Source organism: Sphingobacteriales bacterium (assembly GCA_016699615.1).
In the GTDB taxonomy this organism is placed as follows: domain Bacteria; phylum Bacteroidota; class Bacteroidia; order Chitinophagales; family JADIYW01; genus JADJSS01.
Genome location: CP064984.1, coordinates 1,836,311 through 1,856,564 on the forward strand (window position 1 = coordinate 1,836,311; position 20,254 = coordinate 1,856,564).

Here is a 20,254-nt window from a genome sequence, read left to right on the forward strand (position 1 = left end):
AATGCAATTATGCATTTCTAAGTAGTTGGTTCATCTTTAGAGAAGCAGATGTAAGCAAAACTTTTGCATTTACATTTCGTTCAACTTCGTAATATTTTTGATCAAGCAATTTTATTACTTCATGTATTTGATTGTAATGATGAAAATATTTTCTCAAAGCTTTAGCAATTTTCAATTCTTCATCATTTAGCTTAGGTACATAGTTTGCTTGGTATTGTTGTAGCATGGTTTCTCTAAAAACATGCTCTGTGTATTCCAAAAATGCTTTGATTTTTTCTCTACCCATTTTGGCTTGTTCGTCTACCCATTTTAGTATCGCATTCACATCAAAACTTGTGGTGCATTTCATCCAACTGATGAGTGTGTAAGTAATATCATCAATTTCTTTTTCTGAAATTTGATAAGCATGCATCAGATTTCCATTTGCTAAAAATGCAACTTGCTGTGCTTTGCTTTTAGTTATTCCTTTTTTTATTAATGCAACTTCAATTTCATCATCAGACAACATATTCACTTTAAGAATTTGACATCTAGAAATGATGGTTGGTAATATTGCATCTTGATTTTCTGAAATTAAAATTAGTATGGTATTTTCTGGTGGCTCTTCTAATAATTTTAATAAGATATTTCCTTCTTTGCCTAATGCTTCTGCCAGCCAAATAATATGTATTTTATATTCAGATTCATAAGATTTTAAACTCAGATTTCTAATAATATTTCTTGCCTCATCAGCAGAAATATTTCCTTGTTTATTTTCTGCATCAATTAGTTGTAGCCAAGTTTCTACATCAATATAAGAATTGTCTAAAATTGCTTTGCGCCATTCTACAATATAGTCTGTACTCAAAGATGGTTTGCCAGATTTTTTAGGAATAATTGGATAGGTATAATGTATATCTGGATGAATTAGTTTTTGTGATTTTACACATTCACTACAAGTGCCACAGCTATCTAGTGCTTGCTTGTTGGTGCAAACTAAGTATTGTGCAAATGCTAATGCTAATGGCAATGCACCTGCACCAGCATTACTTAAAAATAATTGTGCATGTGGAATATTGCCTTGCTGCACAATTTCTAATAAATGACTTTTTAGTTCTTCTTGTCCAATTACATCACTAAATTTCATATAGCTAATGTATGAAAATACTTTAGTTTAGTTTGATAAAAATATAAACACACAGTTTTGTGGTTGATGAAATGAGATCTTATTTAGTTTTAGTTAGTGTAATTTCTCTTTTTACACTATTGTATAATGATTCTACTACATTGTTATTTTTATCTAATAATGTTAATTCTATAGTGTTTTTGCCTAATGGCAAACCTTCCATAAAATAACCACTCCATTTTGTTAATATAAATGTTGTGCCATTGATAACTGCTTTTACTTTGTAACCATCTTTAGATAAATCACAATTCATTAAATAAAAATCTAATAAAACAGCATCTGTTTCTGCATCTTTATATTCGCCTTTTGGTCTACTGTAAAACAACATAGGTTTTGATAAATCTTTGTTGGCATATCTAACAGCATATCTACTTTTTCCAGTAATAATATTATCAATAAAAAATGCTTTGCTATGTTTAATACTTTCATGGTATGAACGAGAAATAAAACACAATACTGTATGCATGCCATCTTTTTTTGCATCTACCACAAAATCGTTGGTGTATTGTGCAGAATATGGCTCGTTATTTATAATACAATGTATATGCTGACCTTGTGCAGAGTTTGCACAGTTTTTTGTGTTTGCCAAATCTGTTTGTTTGCCTAAAGTATAATTTTGTGTATTAACTTTTAATCTAATTTTGTTGTTGTCTAATTCTTCAGTTGTTGATGCAACTTCAAGCAACTCTAAGCTTGCATTGTCAAAGTTTTCTACTGAAACTAACTCAGTTAATGTGATGCCATTTTTTTGCATTTGTATGAGTGTTGATGTGTTGTTTTCTTGAGTTTTTACGATGCCTTTTTTAGTTTTTTTATTACACATGGCTAGTCCAAGAAATAAGACGCTTATTACTAGGATGATGCTTAATTTTCTCATGATATATGTATTGATTTTAAAAAATAAATTGCGTGTATATTATTGAAATTTCTAAATTTATGTTGCTTCAATGTAGTATCAAATATAGTCATTTTTTTAGATATCAGATTCGCATTTATTGGGTCATTTTTAATTGATGTTGAATTGTATTTCTGATAAGTTTGTAATATTTTTTTTGGCGTAATTTTTTTTAAATAATGCTTAATGTTTGCTGGCTTCGATTTCTTAAAATCAACACAATGGTTTTTAAATAAGTTATTAAAAATTAAATCTTCATATTGACTAAATGTTGTGTCTTTTTGTTGTAAAAAAAAATAATTGATAAGTTGGATATCATACAATATCAACTGCCATTGATAGCCAAAATACTCAAAACTTCGTACAGCATTTACAATAAATTTTGATGCTCTATTGTTGAGATACCAAAATATATAATCTTGATTTAATTCTTTTGAATAATATTTTATAGCATGCTCATCTTTAAACATACTTCCAGCATAATAATCACCAATAAAACCTGGAAAAAAAATTGACTGATGTGGAACAATTTGTTGTTGTCTTAGATAGTGTAATGCAAAAAAATCTTGCTCATGTGGCAATGATGTAAAATGATGATTGTTCAATGCATAATCTTTCCAAACATCAGTAAAAAATAATTGTAATAAATTTTCATCATACTCAATAAATAACCATGGCACATCTAATTTTTTAGCAACTTCTTCAGCTATTTTTTTTTCTTCTGAGTTGATATTTCCATATGTGTAAGTAAATATGTTTTGTACGCCAGCATCTTTTAGCAAACAAAGTACAGCACGCGAATCATATCCACCAGAAAGTGGCACTACAAAAGTATAATCATAAAATTGTTGCTTAATTTTTTCTACTTTTTTTAATAGTAAATCATAGAAGTTTATGGATTTATTTTCAGAATATTTATTTTTTATAATAGATAAATAGCTATCAATTTTGTACGTGTTTTCTTTTTTATTGTAATAAAAATATTCGCCAATTTGTAATCTTTTCCAATTGTCAATCAATGTGTTTTCATTTTCTGTACAAAAATGCTGTTTAAAAAACTCAACTTGTTTTGTATTAATTGTGTCATTTTCATTTCTTAGAATATTGTTTGTTATATTGATTTCGTGCGTATTTATTTTATAAAATAATGGGAATGCACTTATGGCATCTACACAAGCAAACAAAAAATCTTCATGATGTATAATTAAAGAAAAGCTTTGCTCGATAGAAGTTACATCATCTAAAATTTGTTCTAAACTATCAAATGCACAATGTTCAATATCCAAATGATTGTTACTGATATAATAACAACAATTATTCTGTTTCCAAGAATAGAAATGCTTATCAATATTTTTTATTGCAAGCTTAATTTCCATTTGGCTTAGTTATTTTTAAGATATAAAAAAACAATGCCAAATTCATGACAATGCCAACCAATACTAAATACAAAATTGCTGTCCAAAAATCATTATAATAATAGCCAGCAAACAATGCAAATGCTCTGAAAACAAACAAAATAATATTCCAAATTAGCTCTTTGTGTAGCAAATGTTTTATATCTAATACCATAGAAATTGGAGAAATTACAGCACTAGCAAAATACCAAAATACCAAATATTGCGATAGCTTTCCTGCTTCTATCCATTGGCTATCAAAAAGATAATAAAATATAGATTCTCCAAAAAATGCGACAATCAAAACAGGAATGCAACCTAAAATAATTCCAATCCAAAACGTTTGCCACACTTTTATTCTAAGTTTTTCATTTGTAATGTTGTTGGCTTCTTGCAGAAAAAACTGTGTCATTGCAGTTTGGTACAATGATGCTGGAGCCAGTAATAATCTAACACTCATGGTATAATAACCACAAAATATTTTGCCAAATAATAATTCAATGAGTGGTATAATTCCGTTTCTAGAAATAGTATTTACCATAGATGATAATACACCAAATGTAGGAAACTGAATGTAAGTTTGCAATAATTGCTTGAAATTAGATATGTCAATTTTTACAAAAAATAAATGACGCAATTTGTAAAACAAATACATTGTAGCTATTGCTTGCCCAATTGCAAATGCATAAATTAATCCAAAATTATTTTGCCAAACTTTTATGAAAACGATAGAAAAAAATAATGTTGCAACAACCATTAATATTCTTGAAGTACTAATGTAATTTACTTTTTTTATAATATTCAAATATGCAATCATTGGCTGGTTGAGTGCATACAAAACAAGTATTACAGGAAATGTAAGCCAATAATTTTCTTTATAGATGAATAAAAATGGAATAGAGACAATGATAGAAATTGCACTACCAATAATACAAGATAGATATAAAATTTGAGTTTGTTTTTCTTGATTATTTTCTACTTGCAAAGCAACATCTAATTTTAAATTAATTATTTCTATTAAAATAAATACAAAAGATGTGAATACACCAAAAGTAGCAAATGCTTGTGGCGAATATAGTTTAGGTAAAATCAGAAAGCCAATAGTATTAATACATTGAGCTAGAAACAGACCAAAGAATAACTTATAGAAATTAGTATGATAAAATATTTCTTTAAACCTTAAAAACACTTCATTAAAAATACTGTTTTATTCCAAATCAATGAAAAATATATTACCTTTATCAAACAACCATTCATTATGTTCATTTGGATTTTCAAACTCATATTCAAGCTTAAAGGCTGGAAACTACAAACAGAAATGATAAAAGATTACAAACAATCTATTACTATTGCTGCGCCACACACAAGCAACTGGGATTTAATAATTTCTCTAGCAGCTTTTGATTTAATGCAACTCAAAGTAAAATTCACACTAAAAAAAGAATGGTTCAGATTTCCATTTAAAAGAATAATGCGCAACTTTGGAGGCATTGCTATCGATAGGACACCAAAAGTAGCTGGCGAACAACGATTGAGTACCGTGGAAGCAATGGCAAATTTATTTAAAGAGAATGAAGAATTGCATATCATGGTTACGCCAGAAGGTACACGAAGCCTAAGAACAGAATGGAAAACTGGATTCTACCATACTGCAAAATTAGCAGGCGTACCAATTTTGTGTGGTTATCTAGATTATGAAAAGAAAATTGCAGGAATCGGAAAAATTATTTTCCCATCAGATAATATGGAAGCAGATTTAAGAGCAATTATGGCTTTTTACAAAGATATCAAAGGCAAATATCCAGAAAAATTTAGCACAGACCTTAGATATTCATAATGCAAACCAAGTTTTTTAGTAGTTACTTTTGGGTATAAAATTATCCTTTTTGAAATGTATTTTTGCACGCAAATAATTGAAAATGTTAAAAATAATTTCAAGAATTATATTAATTGCAAAAGGCTGGACATACAATGTAGATTTGGCAAAACCAATAGATAAATGCGTACTCATTGTTGCGCCACACACATCAGCATGGGATTTTGTACTTGGAAGAGCAATATTCACAATGGGTAAAATTCCTGCAAGATTCGCCATCAAAAAAGAAGCATTCTTTTTTCCATTAAATTGGCTGTTAAGATATCTTGGTGGATTGCCAATCGATAGAACACCAAAATCAGCAAATACAAATCAAAGATTAAGTTTGGTAGATGCATTAGCAAATCTTATCCAAAGAAATAAAAGAATATGTATGGTAATTACACCAGAAGCATCAAGAGGCAAACGCCATCAGTGGAAAACAGGCTTCTACTATGTTGCATTGCAAACAAAAGTACCTATTGCATTAGCACACTTAGATTATGACACCAAAGAAGGTGTTATCGGAAAAATATTCTATCCAACAGGAAATATAGATGAAGATATGCGTGTTATCATGGACTATTATAAAGATAAAATACATACAGGCAAATATCCAAATAGATGTGTGTTAGACGAAAGATGGTCGTAGCATATTTTTTTGTATATTGAGTTGAAAATGCACATACACAAATGATTCTTTTTGCTACAAGAAAATACGAATATCTCAAAGATGAAATTATTAAAATTGATTCTAGATTTGAATTAGGTGAAGTAAAGACAAACACTTTTCCAGATGGCGAAATTTATCATCAAATATGTACCACAGTAGCACAACAACATGTTGTTATTATTGGTGGAACAACAGACGATTCCTCTACATTAGAATTGTATGATATTGCAATTGCTTGCGAACAATTAGGTGCCAATAAATTAAGCATTGTAATTCCATATTTTGGATATGCAACAATGGAAAGAGCTGTAAAATCTGGCGAAATAGTAAAAGCAAAAACACGTGCATTATTATTTTCTTCCATTCCACAAACACCATTTGGTAATGATATTTTTCTATTCGATTTACACACCGAAGGTTTGCCATACTATTTTGAAAAAAATTGTAGAACGGTGCATGTATATTGCAAAAATATTATAAAAGAAGCTGCAGCAGAAATCGGAAATCAAAATTTTGTATTAGCATCTACAGATGCTGGTAGAGCAAAATGGGTTGAATCATTAGCAAATGATATGAATGTAAATGCGACTTTGTGTTTTAAAAGAAGAATATCTGGTAATGAAACACAAATCACATCTATTTCTGCTGATGTAAAAGATAAGCTAGTCATTATTTACGATGATATGATACGCACTGGTGGTAGTTTGATACAAGCAGCAAAAGCCTATAAAGAAGCAGGCGCTAGCAATATTGCTGTAATTACCACACATGGACTTTTTATTCAAGATGCATTGCAGAAATTAAAAAACGCAGGAATAATACAATGTGTGTATACAACAAACTCGCATCCAAATAGTATTGCAATACAAGATGATTTTTTAGTAGTAAAAAGTATAGCTAAATTAATTACAGAACAATTTAGTTTGTAATTACACTTCGTTTTCAGATACATAATATCTAAATAAGAAATAAATAGCCAAGGCACACAATATATGCCAAACAGCATGCAACTGAAATAATGAATGTGGATTGCAAAAGCAACTTCCATCTACGCCAAAATTCCAAATAATAAAAGCAACAACAAATGAAAGCACACAATAAAATATGTATTTTCTTTTAATGTCGATATTGTATTTTTAATATTTAATACTTCAATCACTACACCTATAAAACACATAAAACCAAAAGCTAAATTTCCAAGAAAGAAATTAATATCTATGAATTGATGAGCATATGGCGATAGATTGCCCAATATTAAACAACTTAAATAAATTAATACAAAATATTTATGGCTTAATTTAAAATACCTTACTGATGCATAGCTTACCATAAAGCCAGCAATTAAATACATACTGTTCATGTCAAACAAGCCACCTAAATCTGTTTCTGTAGCATGCATTGCCATAGAACATGGTCCTAATAACACCATCATACAACACAGAAATTTTGGAAAGAAACTAGAAACAGAAAATGCATTGTGGCACACAATTTTTTCTTTCTGATAGGTAATTTGCCACGCAGCAAATAAGCCAAAGAAAACAAAGCCAGCATTAGACCATGAGTTTGATGGTTGAAGAATTAATGCATTACGTGCAGCTTCACAAAATCTTCCGCCATTGCCATTTGCAACACCAAACATAGAAAAATTGAGCATTATAAATAAAAGTAAAATGGCAAATACTGCAAAAATTAAAGTAAAATAAAAAGTATTTAACTTAGGCATTTTGTTTATTTCGATTGTTGTCTATTATACTAAATAATACATAACATAAAATAATGGTAGGCATACTTAGCCATTTAAAAATTATTATTTGTGGAATGCATAGTATTAAAAAAATGAATCTAATATTGTTCTCCTTGTAGTTAAATGGATTTCCTTTTAAACTAAATAATGGCAATTCAGCAACCATTAAATAAGATAAAACAACAACAGTTGCTATCAATGTATATTGGTTGATAATTAGTGTATTGACTACACCATGATTGAAAGTATAATAGCAATACAAACCCAATACAAACATGGCAAGATTGGCGTTGGTACACCAATAAAATTTACAGTTTGCCTTGTGTCTATGTTGAATTTTGCTAAACGCAAACAGGCAAATATGGCATAAAATATAGCTACAAATGATAATGCAGGAAATATTATTTCATGGTTTCCCATTGTTTTATTATATTGAAAATGCAATGGTGCATCTGATTGTATTGCATTGAGCATGGAGAATAACATCATGCTTGGCAAAACACCAAATGTAGTCATGTCTGCCAAAGAATCTAATTGCGCACCTAAGTCTGATTTTACTTTCAATGCTCTGGCAACAAATCCATCTAAAAAATCAGCCACCAACGAAATAAAAACCATTACAGGAACTAAATAGTAATGATTGTATAAGCACAATATAATGCCAGCCACTCCACAAAATAAATTGAGTAGGGTAAGTGAGTTTGGAATATGTTGTTTTATTGACATTGTATAAAAGTATATAAAATTCTTGAAAATATAGAATGCAAACAAAATTGTTTAGTATCTTTGCGCATGCAAAAAGTAATTATACTTTCTGGACCATCAGGTGTTGGCAAAAACACACTAGGAGACAAGCTAATGCAAGAATTTCCACAATTAGCATATTCAGTCTCAGCAACTACAAGACCTATCCGTGCTGGAGAAACCGAAGGTAAAGATTATTATTTTATTAGTACTCAAGCTTTTGAAGAACAAATAAAAAATGATGCTTTGCTAGAATGGCAAGAAGTATATGAAGACACCTATTATGGCACACTAAAATCAGAATTAGATAGAATTAATCAACTCAATCAATTTCCACTTTTAGTTATTGATGTCTTTGGTGCTATCAATATTATGAAGAATTTAAAGTTTAAACCTTTAACGATTTTTATTGATCCAGTAAATCTTGAAGTATTAGAAGAAAGATTGAAAAATAGAGGCACAGATTCGCCAGAAAAAATTGCAAAGAGAATGGAAAAAGCAAGCGTGGAAATTCACGAGAAAAAACATTTTGATATTGCGATTGTGAATGACGATTTGGAAATTGCTTCGCAACAACTTGCGGCTATTGTAAAACATTTTCTATTATATATTCAATAGTAGCATAAAAACTACTCAAACTTCATTGCTTTTATGGGCATTATTTTGGCAATTATTCTTGTAGGTAGGTACATTACAAGATAGCATATGACAAACGTTAGAATATTTATGAGTAATATCATCGGAAGGTCAAAGAAAACAGGAACTTCTGAAAGATAATAGTTTTCTTCATTCAGCTTAAAGACGCCTGTGTATTTTTGTAAGAGACATACTGCAAATGCAATAAAATTGCCAATAAGTATTCCAAAAAATATGATGTATGATGCTTGATATAAAAATATTGTTTTAATTTTTTGGTTTGTGGCGCCTAGTGCTTTTAGAATACCAATCATCTGTGTTCTGTCTAATATTAATATGATTAAAGCAGAAATCATGTTGAGCATTGCAACAATTGCCATGATGAGCAGCACAATGTACTCGTTCATTTTTTGTAGATTAAGCCATTCAAATATATTTGGATATATTTCTTTTATAGTTTCGGCATATTTTGTATTGTCGATAATGGTGTAGTAAATTTCATCTTTTACTTTATCCATTTTGTTTATATCATTTAGCCTAATTTCTAGTCCAGTTATTTCATCTTTATTCCATTGATTTATTTGCTGTAACATTGCAACATCCCAAAGCACAAATTTTTCATCATATTCATACAATCCAGTTTTATAAATGCCAGCAATCTCAACTTTTCTACCAATAGGTTGTGGCGCGCCTTTTTTTAGAAAATATAAAATAAATTTATCGCCAACTTCAAGTTTTAATTTTTTTGCTTGAACAGACGAAACCAAAACTTGTTTGCTAAAACCAGTGTCAGTGTATTGTATTTGTTGCCCGTTTGTGATATATTTTTGAATAAAGTTCCAATCAAAATTTTTATCAACGCCTTTTACTACAACACCTTCAATGTCATTTTTTGTTTTTATTATTCCAGCTTTTGTAATGTATGGCGACACATATTTTACAGCATCAATTTTTTTTATTTTAGGAATATCTATCTCGTTGATATGAATTGAGCTAGCTTCAAATGAATTGCTGTTTTCTAATTTGTGAATATGTATTTCGCCCCAGAAGCCGAATATTTTTTCTTTTATTTCTTTTGTAAAACCACCAACTAAGCATATGGCACTTATCATTATAGCCAAGCTAAGTGCTATAGCAATAATTGCAGTTTTAATTATAAAATTGGAGAACGATTTTTTTTCGCCAAGTACAATTCGTTTTGCTATAAAAAATTCGAGATTCAGATGTATTTATACATTAATGAGTGAAAAAACGTAACACACAAATATAGACGATTTTCTTGAAATAATTTCTGTAGTATTTTATACTTATTATTATGTTTATTGAAAAAGGAGTAGCTAGTGCTGAAACTAAGCAAAACAAAATTAATTCTTTTTTAGTATATTTGTATTATGATGTTTCAATCAAATATTGTTTCTGAAATTAGCGAATACGTTGATAAATTGCCAAAGCAAGAACAGATAAAATTATTGTCAAGATTGAAAAAGCAAATTCAACCTAAGGTTAAAAAAGTTTCAAATAAACAAATATTAGAATTATCTAAAGAAATTAATAAGAGTATTTTTAAAAACCACACAAAAAAACGTTTGGATGCTCTTGATATCCGATAGTAATATAATTATTAGTGCTATTGTTTCGCCAAATGGTACTATTTCAAATATCATCCATTCTAAAAGAAAATTCAAAATTATAGCACCTGAATTTCTGAAAGTAGAAATCAATAGGCACAAAGAAAAGATTTTAAAATTAACAGGATATTCAGTTAATGAATATGAATTAATTTATAAAGAATTAATTGCAAATATCCAATTTGTAGATACAAATGGTATTCCTAAATATTATACTCAAAAAGCATTTGATTTGGTAAAAGATATAGATTTGGATGACTTAGAATTTGTAGAATTGGCATTATACAAAAGATGCTTATTATGGACAGTTGATAGAAGTCTAGTAAATGGTCTGAAGAAAAAAGGATTTACAAAAATTATCACTACATCAGAGTTAAGAAAATTTCTCTATAAAAAGTAATACAATAAGCTAACAAGAAGAGGTATAATAGCAAAAAATAGTTGGTAAAATGGCTTAAAGCGTCAATTTTTATTGGTGTTTAGGGTATGGTTATTGAAAATGATTTCAATTTAATTTATTTTACTTAAAAAATGGCTAAAAAAAGTGCTGGTCGTGTGGTTCTAGCAATGTAATAAAATGGGGTTTTCAAAAAGGTAAACAACGTTTTAAATGTAAAGATTGTGGTCTATTATTTATCAGACAAAATAAATCTGTTAGTTTATCTAACAAGTTTATTTAGTTTAAAAAATGGATTTTACAAAGACAAACAATTACTGATTTAGCAATAGAAAGTAATTATAGTGTTCGGAGTTTAAAAAGCTTATTTGATACTTATCTGCAAAAAGCACCAACGCATAAATTCTATCCATCTGAACAACTTAATTTGCTTATTGATGGCACTTATTTTTCTAATAATATTTGCTTAATAATTTACCGAGATGATACGATAAAACTCACACAACTGTATAGGATTACTGATGGTGAATATTTTGAAGAAATTAAAGAAGATTTACAAAATATCTTATCGCTTGGTATTCGTATAGATAGTATTACATGTGACGGTCACAAATCGATACTAAAAGCAATCAAGGTAGTTTGTAAGCAGGTTTATTTACAACGCTGTACAGTTCATATACAGAGAGAATGCAGAGCTTGGCTAACTACTCAACCTAAACATATTGCAGGTGTAGAGCTACTAGCTATTGTGCATCAATTACACACCATTATTACACATGAGCAATCTCATGATTGGATAAAACAAGTGCTAGACTGGCATTTAAAATACAGCTCATTTATTAATGAAAAATCATACAGCATTACCACAAATAGATATTGGTATAAACATAAAATGGTTCGTAAAGCATTTGTTCATATTAGAAACGCAATTCCTAACTTATTTACGTATCTATTTAATCCAAGAATACCAAAATCAACTAATGGCTTAGAGGCATTCTTCGGGCATCTCAAAAGTCATGTTTTAATGCATCGTGGATTGACCAAGGAACATAGAACCAATTTCATTAAATGGTATTTATACTTTAAAAATCAGAAATGAGTTTTTTTAGCCATAGAACAATTTGGTAATAAAAATAAGGCAGTCTTAAAGACTGCCCATTACCATATTTGTATCAACCATATTGCTGGTAGGTTGCTCTCCAGCAGAGCCTACTTCCTCTTTTGGTTGACAGTAGAATATTAAGCATTATTTTTAACAAAATCAACAACTATTTTTTGCACCATTACCCAAGATATTTTATCTGAGATAGTAAAGCAATTAGATGTAATGTTTATATAACAACAAATAATGAGCTATTTTGTACCGAAGGTGGGACTCGAACCCACACACTTGCGTACACGAGTTTGAGTCGTGCGCGTCTACCATTCCGCCACTTCGGCAATTTGTTTAAAGAACTTTTGTAAAAGTAATTATTTTATTTCAATTTCAAAATATTATCAACCAAAAATTCCTCTTATAATATCCATTCCATTAGCAAACAACATTAATCCTAGTATTATTACTAATCCTATATTTTGTAACACATTTTGAACTTTTATAGGTAATGGTTTTCCTACTACCATTTCGTAAAATAAGAATACAATATAACCACCATCTAACATAGGTATTGGCAATATATTCATGAATGCTAATATTACAGATATTAATGCTGTGATGCTCCAAAATGCTCTCCAATCCCAAGTTGCTGGCATTATTTTACCCATAGAATAAAATCCACCTAAGTTGTCTTTTAGTTCTACTTTTGGCAATGCCATTAGTTTCAAGCTCTTCCAATAGTCGCTAATTTTTGTAAATGGCTCTTTAAAACCTCTAGCTATTGCAGCAAAGAAACCATATTCTATATGTTCTGTTGGATATAGATTTTCTAATTCAAATTTTGCAGCAATGCCAATTTTAGCTTCTTTATTTGGCGTTACTTGTATGTCTACAGTATCGTTATTTCTTAGCACTGTAACAGGAATACTTGTATTCGCATGTTTTGCAATTTCGTTATGTGCTTCTACATAGGTTGGTGTGCTTATAGAATCTACAGCTAGTAAAATATCATCTTTTTTAAATCCAGCTGCTGCCGCAGGATTGTCTTTTAATACACTATCAATAACAAATGGCATGATAGGCATTACTATTTGTGTTTTTTTCTTTTGTATTAATGTACCTAAAAATTCTTTTGAAATTTTTAATGTTTGCTCTTCGCCATTTCTATTTATAGTTAATGTAGATGCTTGGTTGAGTAGCATATCTTTTTGGAAATTATCAAATCTTTCAATTGGTTTTCCATCTAGAGCCACTAGTTTATCGCCCGTTTGTAAACCTAAGTCATAAGCAACAGAATCTACTATCATAATTCCGTTTTTTACATTTTTATTAGGCAAATAATCTTCGCCATATACGCCAAATAAGCCTGCGTATATAAACATTGCCAACACCAAGTTTACAGTAACGCCACCAACCATAATGATCAGTCGTTGCCAAGCTGGTTTAAATCTAAATTGTTGTTCCTTTGGTGTGTCGTCTTTATCTAGTTCTTCTTCAGATGTAGTTTCGTCTACCATACCTGCAATATCTACATAGCCACCAAATGGAAACCAGCCTAAGCCATATTCTGTACCACCAATTTTCTTTTTAAATATTGAAAATGGCAATACTTTGGAGAAAGGGAAAAGGAAGTCAAAAAAGAGGTAAAATTTTTTAACACGTGTTCCAAAAAGTTTTGCAGGAATAAAGTGTCCCATTTCATGAAGAATAATTAGTAAGGACAATCCTAAAAACAAGTAAAATATTTGTATAAAATTCATTGCTATATATTAATTTTTTTGGTTTTTAATAATTTTAAAAACAAGGTTGTAAAAATAAGAAACAAAAGCTAGATTATTCGTTAATAATTGTTTATCAATACGGATGTGTAACAGTGCCTATTTTTTTGGCTAGTTCGTTTCTAATGCTTAAGAGTTGTATTTTCTTTAAATAGGATGCAAAAGTAAGCTCTTCTTCTTTACTTTCTTCAGATTCTTTTATTTTTTCATCAATTTGCTGTATGGCTTCCATTATTTTAAGATACTGATATCTATTCATGACAGAAATGACATCGGTTTTGTAAGTTCTATTGGCTTCTTTTACTATAATTTCATGCCTTTTCAACCAATTTGGACTCAGCTCATAGCTTGATGCTTGTATGTCTATCAAGGTTTTTTTTACTTCATCATCTTCAATATGCGTCAGTTGATTAATTTCTTCAAATGGTACATCTTGCTCATAAGCATTAATATAATATTTAATGACTTTGTCGAAAATTGAGTTTTTAAATGGCGTATCTATTAATTCTGAAAGTACAAAAACACCCACGTTTTCATCTTCATTCATTTCTTTGTCGGCGTGTTCCAATAAAACCCGAATGATATCTTTTTCTTGGAAATAGAAAGTTGGTGTTGCTGTTTTTGTTTGCTGTTTTTCTAATTCAATTTGCTGTGTAGGATATTCTTCTGCTTCATTATCATTGTTCCAATCTTCTTGTTTTTTTAGCTGCTGAGATTTTATTTTATTGATTTCAATATTTAAAATCTTTTCATCAATATCTACAATTTTAGCACATTCTTTTATGTATAGTTGTCGTTTAATATTATCGCTAACCAATGCTATACTTCGTACAATGTCTTTTATAATCTCAGATTTCTTGATTGGGTCGTTAGCCACTTCTTCAATGCCTTGCGATGCTTTGAATAATATAAAATCTTTTTGATTGTTTTGAATATAATTTAATGCAACATCAGTGCCATTATTGCGTACAAACGAGTCTGGATCTTCTGCATTGGGAAGCATTACAATTTTTACATTCAAGCCAATTTCCAAAACAATATCCAATCCACGTAGAGCTGCTTTTACACCAGCTGCATCACCATCATACAGTATAACTATATTTTGAGTAAACCTTTTGATGAGTAACACTTGCTCGCGTGTAAGTGCTGTACCAGAACTCGCTACTACATTTTTTATGCCAGCTTGGTACAATGAAATAACATCTGTGTAACCTTCCACCAAAATACATTCATCTTGTTTCCTGATAAATTCTTTTGCATGGAAAATGCCATACAATAATTGACTTTTGTGATATACTTCTGTTTCTGCTGTATTAATATATTTTGGCTGATTTTCTGCTTTTCTTAATACTCTTCCGCCAAATGCTACTGTTTTGCCAGATATATTATGTATTGGAAACATTAGTCTATCTCTAAAGAAATCATATTTCTTATTGTTTTTCTCTTTAATTAGTCCAGCATTCAACAATACATCTTCATTGTATGCATTGCTTTTAGCTTCGTTTAAGAATGCATCAAAGCTATCTGGTGCATACCCTATCTGAAATTTTTCAATCACTTCATGGCTCAAGCCTCTTTCTGTACAATAACTTAGAGCAATTGCTTGTCCATCTTCTGTTTCTAGCAATTGTTTGTGGTAAAATTTAGATGCAAAATTTAAAGCAATATATAAGCTATCTACTTGTGCTTGCTCGGCTTTACTTTCTTCAGTTTGCGTATAAGTTTCTTCTACTTCAATATGATATTTGTTCGCCAAAAATTTTAGAGCTTCAGGATATGATAATTTTTCGTGCTCCATTATAAAATTGATGGAATCGCCGCCTTTGCCACAACCAAAACATTTGAATATATTTTTGTTCGGATTAACCACAAACGAAGGTGTTTTTTCTTGATGGAAAGGACAATTACCTTTGTAGATACTGCCAGATTTTTTCAGATTCACATAATCGCCCACCACTTCAACAATCTGGGCTGTGTCTATAATTTTTCGTATGGTGTCTCTAGTAATCAAGTGTGTAAAGATAAGAACTCTCCATTAAAAAATTGAAGCAATACTATAATAATGCAATTTGTTGAAGTAGCTGTAGGTTTAGCTGGCTAATGAATATACGCACTAAGGAAAAATACTAAAATGTTGAAATCTTTGTAGCAAAAATATAAATTTTAAAATTAACAATCTATTATATTTGATATAGTAAAACTATACAATTATGGAAAAACTTTCTTTTAAGTATTATACTATTTCTGCGGCAATAGCTATAGTCATTAGCTCATCTCTTGCTTTCTTAGGATTTAATAATTTAATTGCGCAAATAACTAAAAACTTTTGTTCAGAAGCAAAGCAAATTATTTCATTAATAATGAGTCTCTTTTCTGTAGCAACAATTGCCTACCTGCTGAACCATTATTGTTTTGGTATAATGCGTTATTTTTTAGGATTACCTGATTTGCGAGGAAACTATACAGGTAAGCTTGAAAGTAGTTATCATGTAGATGATGATGAAAGCAAACCACATATTACTAAATATGTAAAAATTAGTATTTCACAGAATGTAAATGGTTTTTATGTCGAAGCATTTTTTTATGAACATGAAGCATCTTTAAAACATAGTTCAGAATCGTATAGTGTTTCGCATGATATTGATAAGAAACCTAATAATGAGTATATTATTACTTACAGATACAAAAATAAAGCAGATAAGCTACATGATGACCACGAGAAATATGGCTTAACTGACCACGATGGTATTACTATTTTAACTTTTAATGCTAAAAATAAAACCTTAAATGGAAAATATTTTAACGATAGCCAAAACCGACCAAGCTATGGAAATTTAAATTTAACTAAAAACAATAAATTATAGAACTATGGAAACAAATAACAAAAGAGAAAAAAATTATTCTCAACCAACACTAGAGAAAAATGGAGAATTAGCTCTGTTTTATAACTTGGCTTATAATAGAATAAGCGAATATATTAAACTTCAAGAAAAAAATGCTAAAGATGAAATAAGAGACTATTTTGGTGATGTAGATATAAAACACGAAAAATTTTCTGAAGCTTTATTTAGTGAAAGTACCTACACCAATTTAAAAATATACTTGTGGAAAGAACAAAAAGGAGGAAAGATAAAATATATAAAACCATGGGAAATAGAGATGATAAATCATATGTTGCACCTTTTATGGCGATTAAGAGACTTTCATTCACACTATTGGCATGATAATGCTGGTATTGTAATTTTTAAAGAAGATTTTAGAGCTTTTCTTATTGAAAAGTTTAATGAAGCATTAACTTCTTATGATGCTAGATATCCTTTTGCTCAAAAATATTACAGAAACCAAGTTCCTATTTTAATTAATGCAGAAACAAATAAATTTAATACCGAAGGCATAAACTTTTATTTAAGTTTCTTTTTAACAAAGAGCCAAATGGAATTATTTATGAATAATCGTGAATATCTTAAAATGAAAGGCGTAAAGAAAGAATCAAAGAATTCTGAAAATATAAGAGACTTTGATTTTATGAGAAAAGTAAATACACATTTTTGCCTGTCAGATGGGCACCAACTAAATATTGCTTCATTGAAAAAAGAAGATACATTATTTGATGAATATTTAGCTGATCAAATCATTAATAACGAAGAAGGAATAACATTAGATAAACAAAGCCTTGAAATTCTAAAAATAGAAACAGAAAACTACCTTAACTCCATACCTGCATACTTATACAATGAATTAAATATTAACCAAAAGAAATATCAAGTAAAAAGATTGAACAATAATTATTTAGTGCTTTTATCACAATATATTGCCCTGCATACAACAAAATTTTTAAAAGATAATAACGACAAAAGACAAATAAACTGGAAAGTTACCGAATATACTATTGAAAAAAGAAATCCTATAAGAAAAGAAGAATTAAGAGAAGTATCTGAAAATGAAAATAAACAAATACCTAACAACTATGATAAAATAGTCCATAAATTCAACACCAACTTTGGTATTCAGTTTAAAATTGACGATTCTGATAAATCTAAAGTAATTCAGTATTATAATAAACCATACACAGATAAAAATCTTACTGCAATAGAGCTTGTCTTTACTGATAATTCAAGAATACGATTTAATATTGGGCTTAAAGCTCTTACTCATTGGGCAACAATGATTATTGGCGGGCATATTGATAAAGTAGTGAATAATCTTTTTGTTTTTGCAGAAGAATACAAACAGCTTGTAGAATATATCAGATACAGAACCAACGATTTTGATTTAGACAAAACACAATATATAAAAATGTTTTGCCAAAAAGGAGTTTCTGGAGATAAAAACGCTATTGGCTTACAAATTCCACAACCTCTTTTAGATGCTTATTTTGCAATAAAAAATACAGATTTTGTAGAAATTCCTGTCGATGAACTGAGAACAAAAGTATTACAAAAAGCAAAAAGTAGAATTGGTGTTTTAGAAGAAATGAAATCTAAAGCAGTTGATACCAATTATCACGATTATAAAATGAGTGCAGAGCTAATTAAAGAGTTTAATAATTTAAAATCAGAATACAATTTAGATAAAAAAAACTTTGCTAATACTGAGCGATTAGATGAACTAGACACACTTTTAAAAGAAGATAAAAAAATACAAAAGAAGAATACAAAAATTCGTTTCAGTAAAATGAAAGAACTGCTTTTTGTAATGAAATGGATTTTAGAGAAATCTAAAAAATTTAACGACCCAAAACAAAAGAAAGCAGTATGCAAATACATTTATTTATTAGATGACAAAACCTCTGCTGAAAAATTTCTTAAAAATGATAAAATAGAAAAATTAGATTCAGATTTAGCCTTGTATTCTGCTTCTGAATGGCTTACAAGACTAGCCACAAAAGAAGAATACCAAACAGATGAAAACCCACAGCTAGTAGAAAGAAAAGCATTACACAATATTTTTTTTACAACAGCTACAAGTTTTGATGAAGCCTATCTACAAGTAATAGATTTAGCCATTAAAAAATACAATACTTTGCAAGAAACTATTAATAAACACATAGAAACAAACAGTAAAGAAACATCAACAAGCATACCACCATCAAAAGATAAAACAGATGGAAGATTAATGTGGCTATTACAAAGATGTAAAGAACTAGATTTAACTAATAAATCATATACGCTTTCTGCTAATAGCGATTTTAGAGAAGCTACAAAAAAAGAGGTAGATAGAATAAAAGAATTGGTAATGCCTTATGTTTTTAAATATGATTATATAGATGAAAATAATTTTAAGGAAGGCTATATTTTTGGATTATCCAACTGGTTTTTTGAAACAATAGATAATTTTAAAGAAAAATTTATAGCCACAAAAAACACTCATATAGTTCAATTTGTTGAAGAAAAACGAAAACAATATCAGGAGTATTTCAAGAATAATCAAAATGCACAACCTTATTTGGTATCAAAAGATGCCTTTAGTAATAGGTTAGAAAAAGAAGATTTTAATAAGGCAAGAACCTTTTATCAAGATGTAGTACACGATGCCTTACTTGCTAAATTAAAAGACAATTATTTTAATTTACAATCACATAAATTTGATATTAAGCGAACTAGAAGCAAAGATATTAAAATAGAGCATATAATAAATGACATAAAACTACATACTTTTATACCTATAAAGCTATTGCAAAGAAATAATGGAGTAATCCATAAAAAACACATTATAAAAATGATGGAGCTACTGTATAAAAAAGAAATTCAAAAAGGTAGAGATAATCCAAAAACAACTTTCGAATATCAAACCATAGTTCAGCGATTACAAAGTTATTACCAACAAAGTATAAAGTATGTATCAGAAATTTTAAAGAACGAGAAAGAATATGGAGAAAGCCAAGATTGGGCGGCTATACAAAATAAAATAGACCTTATTAACAATCCTATTCCGCAAGAATTTGAGCATAAAAAATTTGAAGTATTTAGAAGTTATATTGAAAGTAAATATGTAAACGCTTTCGTGGATATTGAAAAACAACTACGAAATAAAATATTTCATTTAGATGTAGCAGAAAAAGGATTTGGAAATCTATTAAAACTAAAACAACAAAATAATACCAATATATAACCAAAACATGCATTTTTATAAAGCAGAAAACAAGCTAAATTATTTATATTTAGCACTTTATAAACAAGCCGTTGTGACACACCACATTTTGAAAGGTATTCACAACAATCTGCAACAGCAGTAGGTAAAACATATTGT

General features: G+C 29.3%; 18 protein-coding genes, 1 tRNA gene, 1 pseudogene and 1 CRISPR repeat array (1 of these 21 only partly in view). Of the genes and pseudogenes, 9 read left to right on the forward strand and 11 right to left on the reverse strand.

The window, feature by feature from the left end:
- Positions 1-7: 7 nt before the first annotated feature.
- From IPK18_08685 to IPK18_08700, 4 genes are all read right to left on the reverse strand, one after another.
- A complete protein-coding gene (locus IPK18_08685; protein ID QQR96978.1) occupies positions 8-1,126 on the reverse strand; it encodes a hypothetical protein in 1,119 nt (372 codons plus the stop codon).
- Between the two features lie 79 nt (positions 1,127-1,205).
- Entirely contained in the window at positions 1,206-2,042 is an 837-nt protein-coding gene (locus tag IPK18_08690; GenBank protein ID QQR96979.1) for a phosphopeptide-binding protein, read from the reverse strand.
- On the reverse strand, positions 2,039-3,436 hold the full coding sequence (locus tag IPK18_08695; protein QQR96980.1) for a 7-cyano-7-deazaguanine synthase: 1,398 nt from the start codon (positions 3,434-3,436) through the stop codon (positions 2,039-2,041). Before IPK18_08695 ends, IPK18_08690 begins: the two co-directional genes overlap by 4 nt.
- Positions 3,426-4,643, reverse strand: a complete 1,218-nt coding sequence (locus tag IPK18_08700) for a hypothetical protein (GenBank protein QQR96981.1) — start codon at positions 4,641-4,643, stop codon at positions 3,426-3,428. The genes IPK18_08695 and IPK18_08700 overlap by 11 nt, the downstream gene beginning before the upstream one ends.
- A gap of 69 nt (positions 4,644-4,712) precedes the next feature.
- Here IPK18_08700 and IPK18_08705 point away from each other — a divergent pair, with 69 nt between their 5' ends.
- The 3 genes from IPK18_08705 (at position 4,713) to IPK18_08715 (ending at position 6,911) form a co-directional block, all read left to right on the forward strand.
- Entirely contained in the window at positions 4,713-5,291 is a 579-nt protein-coding gene (locus IPK18_08705) for a 1-acyl-sn-glycerol-3-phosphate acyltransferase (protein QQR96982.1), read from the forward strand.
- A gap of 82 nt (positions 5,292-5,373) precedes the next feature.
- Positions 5,374-5,961, forward strand: coding sequence for a 1-acyl-sn-glycerol-3-phosphate acyltransferase (locus IPK18_08710; GenBank protein ID QQR96983.1), 588 nt, complete (start codon positions 5,374-5,376; stop codon positions 5,959-5,961).
- A 41-nt stretch (positions 5,962-6,002) separates the two neighbouring features.
- A complete protein-coding gene (locus tag IPK18_08715; protein QQR96984.1) occupies positions 6,003-6,911 on the forward strand; it encodes a ribose-phosphate pyrophosphokinase in 909 nt (302 codons plus the stop codon).
- A 119-nt stretch (positions 6,912-7,030) separates the two neighbouring features.
- On the opposite strand, the gene IPK18_08720 is transcribed toward IPK18_08715, so the two are convergent.
- From IPK18_08720 to IPK18_08730, 3 genes are read right to left on the reverse strand one after another with little or no spacing between them, the layout of a single operon-like run.
- Positions 7,031-7,705, reverse strand: a complete 675-nt coding sequence (locus IPK18_08720; protein ID QQR96985.1) for a hypothetical protein — start codon at positions 7,703-7,705, stop codon at positions 7,031-7,033.
- The gene (locus tag IPK18_08725; protein ID QQR99367.1) at positions 7,698-8,003 is read right to left on the reverse strand and encodes a hypothetical protein; all 306 of its coding nucleotides are present in this window, start codon (positions 8,001-8,003) and stop codon (positions 7,698-7,700) included. The genes IPK18_08720 and IPK18_08725 overlap by 8 nt, the downstream gene beginning before the upstream one ends.
- Positions 7,955-8,452 (reverse strand): CDP-alcohol phosphatidyltransferase family protein, encoded by a 498-nt coding sequence (locus tag IPK18_08730; protein QQR96986.1) that lies wholly within the window; start codon positions 8,450-8,452, stop codon positions 7,955-7,957. Before IPK18_08730 ends, IPK18_08725 begins: the two co-directional genes overlap by 49 nt.
- 66 nt (positions 8,453-8,518) lie before the next feature.
- Here IPK18_08730 and gmk point away from each other — a divergent pair, with 66 nt between their 5' ends.
- Positions 8,519-9,088, forward strand: a complete 570-nt coding sequence (gene gmk, locus IPK18_08735; GenBank protein QQR96987.1) for a guanylate kinase — start codon at positions 8,519-8,521, stop codon at positions 9,086-9,088.
- A gap of 11 nt (positions 9,089-9,099) precedes the next feature.
- Here gmk and IPK18_08740 read toward each other — a convergent pair whose 3' ends face one another.
- Positions 9,100-10,218 (reverse strand): ABC transporter permease, encoded by a 1,119-nt coding sequence (locus IPK18_08740; GenBank protein ID QQR96988.1) that lies wholly within the window; start codon positions 10,216-10,218, stop codon positions 9,100-9,102.
- Positions 10,219-10,497: 279 nt separating this feature from the next.
- Between IPK18_08740 and IPK18_08745 the strand changes: the two genes are divergently transcribed.
- The 3 genes and pseudogenes from IPK18_08745 (at position 10,498) to IPK18_08755 (ending at position 12,230) form a co-directional block, all read left to right on the forward strand.
- Positions 10,498-10,716, forward strand: coding sequence for a hypothetical protein (locus IPK18_08745; protein ID QQR96989.1), 219 nt, complete (start codon positions 10,498-10,500; stop codon positions 10,714-10,716).
- The gene (locus IPK18_08750; protein ID QQR96990.1) at positions 10,697-11,134 is read left to right on the forward strand and encodes a PIN domain nuclease; all 438 of its coding nucleotides are present in this window, start codon (positions 10,697-10,699) and stop codon (positions 11,132-11,134) included. The genes IPK18_08745 and IPK18_08750 overlap by 20 nt, the downstream gene beginning before the upstream one ends.
- 172 nt (positions 11,135-11,306) lie before the next feature.
- Positions 11,307-12,230 (forward strand): annotated as a pseudogene (locus IPK18_08755) (transposase).
- 262 nt (positions 12,231-12,492) lie between these two features.
- On the opposite strand, the gene IPK18_08760 reads toward IPK18_08755, so the two are convergent.
- The 3 genes from IPK18_08760 to IPK18_08770 all read right to left on the reverse strand — a co-directional run bounded on the left by IPK18_08760 (position 12,493) and on the right by IPK18_08770 (position 16,016).
- A tRNA-Leu gene (locus IPK18_08760) sits at positions 12,493-12,571 on the reverse strand.
- 57 nt (positions 12,572-12,628) lie between these two features.
- Complete coding sequence (rseP, locus tag IPK18_08765) at positions 12,629-13,987, reverse strand: RIP metalloprotease RseP (GenBank protein QQR96991.1); 1,359 nt, start codon at positions 13,985-13,987, stop codon at positions 12,629-12,631.
- A gap of 94 nt (positions 13,988-14,081) precedes the next feature.
- Positions 14,082-16,016 carry a DNA primase gene (locus tag IPK18_08770; protein ID QQR96992.1) on the reverse strand — a complete coding sequence of 645 codons (1,935 nt, stop codon included), beginning with the start codon at positions 16,014-16,016 and terminating at the stop codon, positions 14,082-14,084.
- Between the two features lie 199 nt (positions 16,017-16,215).
- On the opposite strand from IPK18_08770, the gene IPK18_08775 reads away from it, so the two are divergent.
- Both IPK18_08775 and IPK18_08780 read left to right on the forward strand, forming a co-directional pair.
- Complete coding sequence (locus tag IPK18_08775) at positions 16,216-16,869, forward strand: hypothetical protein (GenBank protein QQR96993.1); 654 nt, start codon at positions 16,216-16,218, stop codon at positions 16,867-16,869.
- Positions 16,870-16,873: 4 nt separating this feature from the next.
- Complete coding sequence (locus tag IPK18_08780) at positions 16,874-20,116, forward strand: hypothetical protein (protein ID QQR96994.1); 3,243 nt, start codon at positions 16,874-16,876, stop codon at positions 20,114-20,116.
- Between the two features lie 70 nt (positions 20,117-20,186).
- A CRISPR array of direct repeats spans positions 20,187-20,254; the repeat unit is 36 nt; unit sequence GTTGTGACACACCACATTTTGAAAGGTATTCACAAC (it continues 890 nt past the right edge of the window).

Excerpts from the sequence above, each read along its gene's own strand:
- IPK18_08685 (QQR96978.1), bottom strand. The coding sequence starts at position 1,126 with ATGAAATTTAGTGATGTAATTGGACAAGAAGAACTAAAAAGTCATTTA.
- IPK18_08690 (QQR96979.1), bottom strand. The coding sequence starts at position 2,042 with ATGAGAAAATTAAGCATCATCCTAGTAATAAGCGTCTTATTTCTTGGA.
- IPK18_08695 (QQR96980.1), bottom strand. The coding sequence starts at position 3,436 with ATGGAAATTAAGCTTGCAATAAAAAATATTGATAAGCATTTCTATTCT.
- IPK18_08705 (QQR96982.1), top strand. The coding sequence starts at position 4,713 with ATGTTCATTTGGATTTTCAAACTCATATTCAAGCTTAAAGGCTGGAAA.
- IPK18_08710 (QQR96983.1), top strand. The coding sequence starts at position 5,374 with ATGTTAAAAATAATTTCAAGAATTATATTAATTGCAAAAGGCTGGACA.
- IPK18_08715 (QQR96984.1), top strand. The coding sequence starts at position 6,003 with ATGATTCTTTTTGCTACAAGAAAATACGAATATCTCAAAGATGAAATT.
- IPK18_08720 (QQR96985.1), bottom strand. The coding sequence starts at position 7,705 with ATGCCTAAGTTAAATACTTTTTATTTTACTTTAATTTTTGCAGTATTT.
- IPK18_08725 (QQR99367.1), bottom strand. The coding sequence starts at position 8,003 with ATGTTTGTATTGGGTTTGTATTGCTATTATACTTTCAATCATGGTGTA.
- IPK18_08730 (QQR96986.1), bottom strand. The coding sequence starts at position 8,452 with ATGTCAATAAAACAACATATTCCAAACTCACTTACCCTACTCAATTTA.
- gmk (QQR96987.1), top strand. The coding sequence starts at position 8,519 with ATGCAAAAAGTAATTATACTTTCTGGACCATCAGGTGTTGGCAAAAAC.
- IPK18_08740 (QQR96988.1), bottom strand. The coding sequence starts at position 10,218 with ATGATAAGTGCCATATGCTTAGTTGGTGGTTTTACAAAAGAAATAAAA.
- IPK18_08745 (QQR96989.1), top strand. The coding sequence starts at position 10,498 with ATGATGTTTCAATCAAATATTGTTTCTGAAATTAGCGAATACGTTGAT.
- IPK18_08750 (QQR96990.1), top strand. The coding sequence starts at position 10,697 with ATGCTCTTGATATCCGATAGTAATATAATTATTAGTGCTATTGTTTCG.
- rseP (QQR96991.1), bottom strand. The coding sequence starts at position 13,987 with ATGAATTTTATACAAATATTTTACTTGTTTTTAGGATTGTCCTTACTA.
- IPK18_08775 (QQR96993.1), top strand. The coding sequence starts at position 16,216 with ATGGAAAAACTTTCTTTTAAGTATTATACTATTTCTGCGGCAATAGCT.
- IPK18_08780 (QQR96994.1), top strand. The coding sequence starts at position 16,874 with ATGGAAACAAATAACAAAAGAGAAAAAAATTATTCTCAACCAACACTA.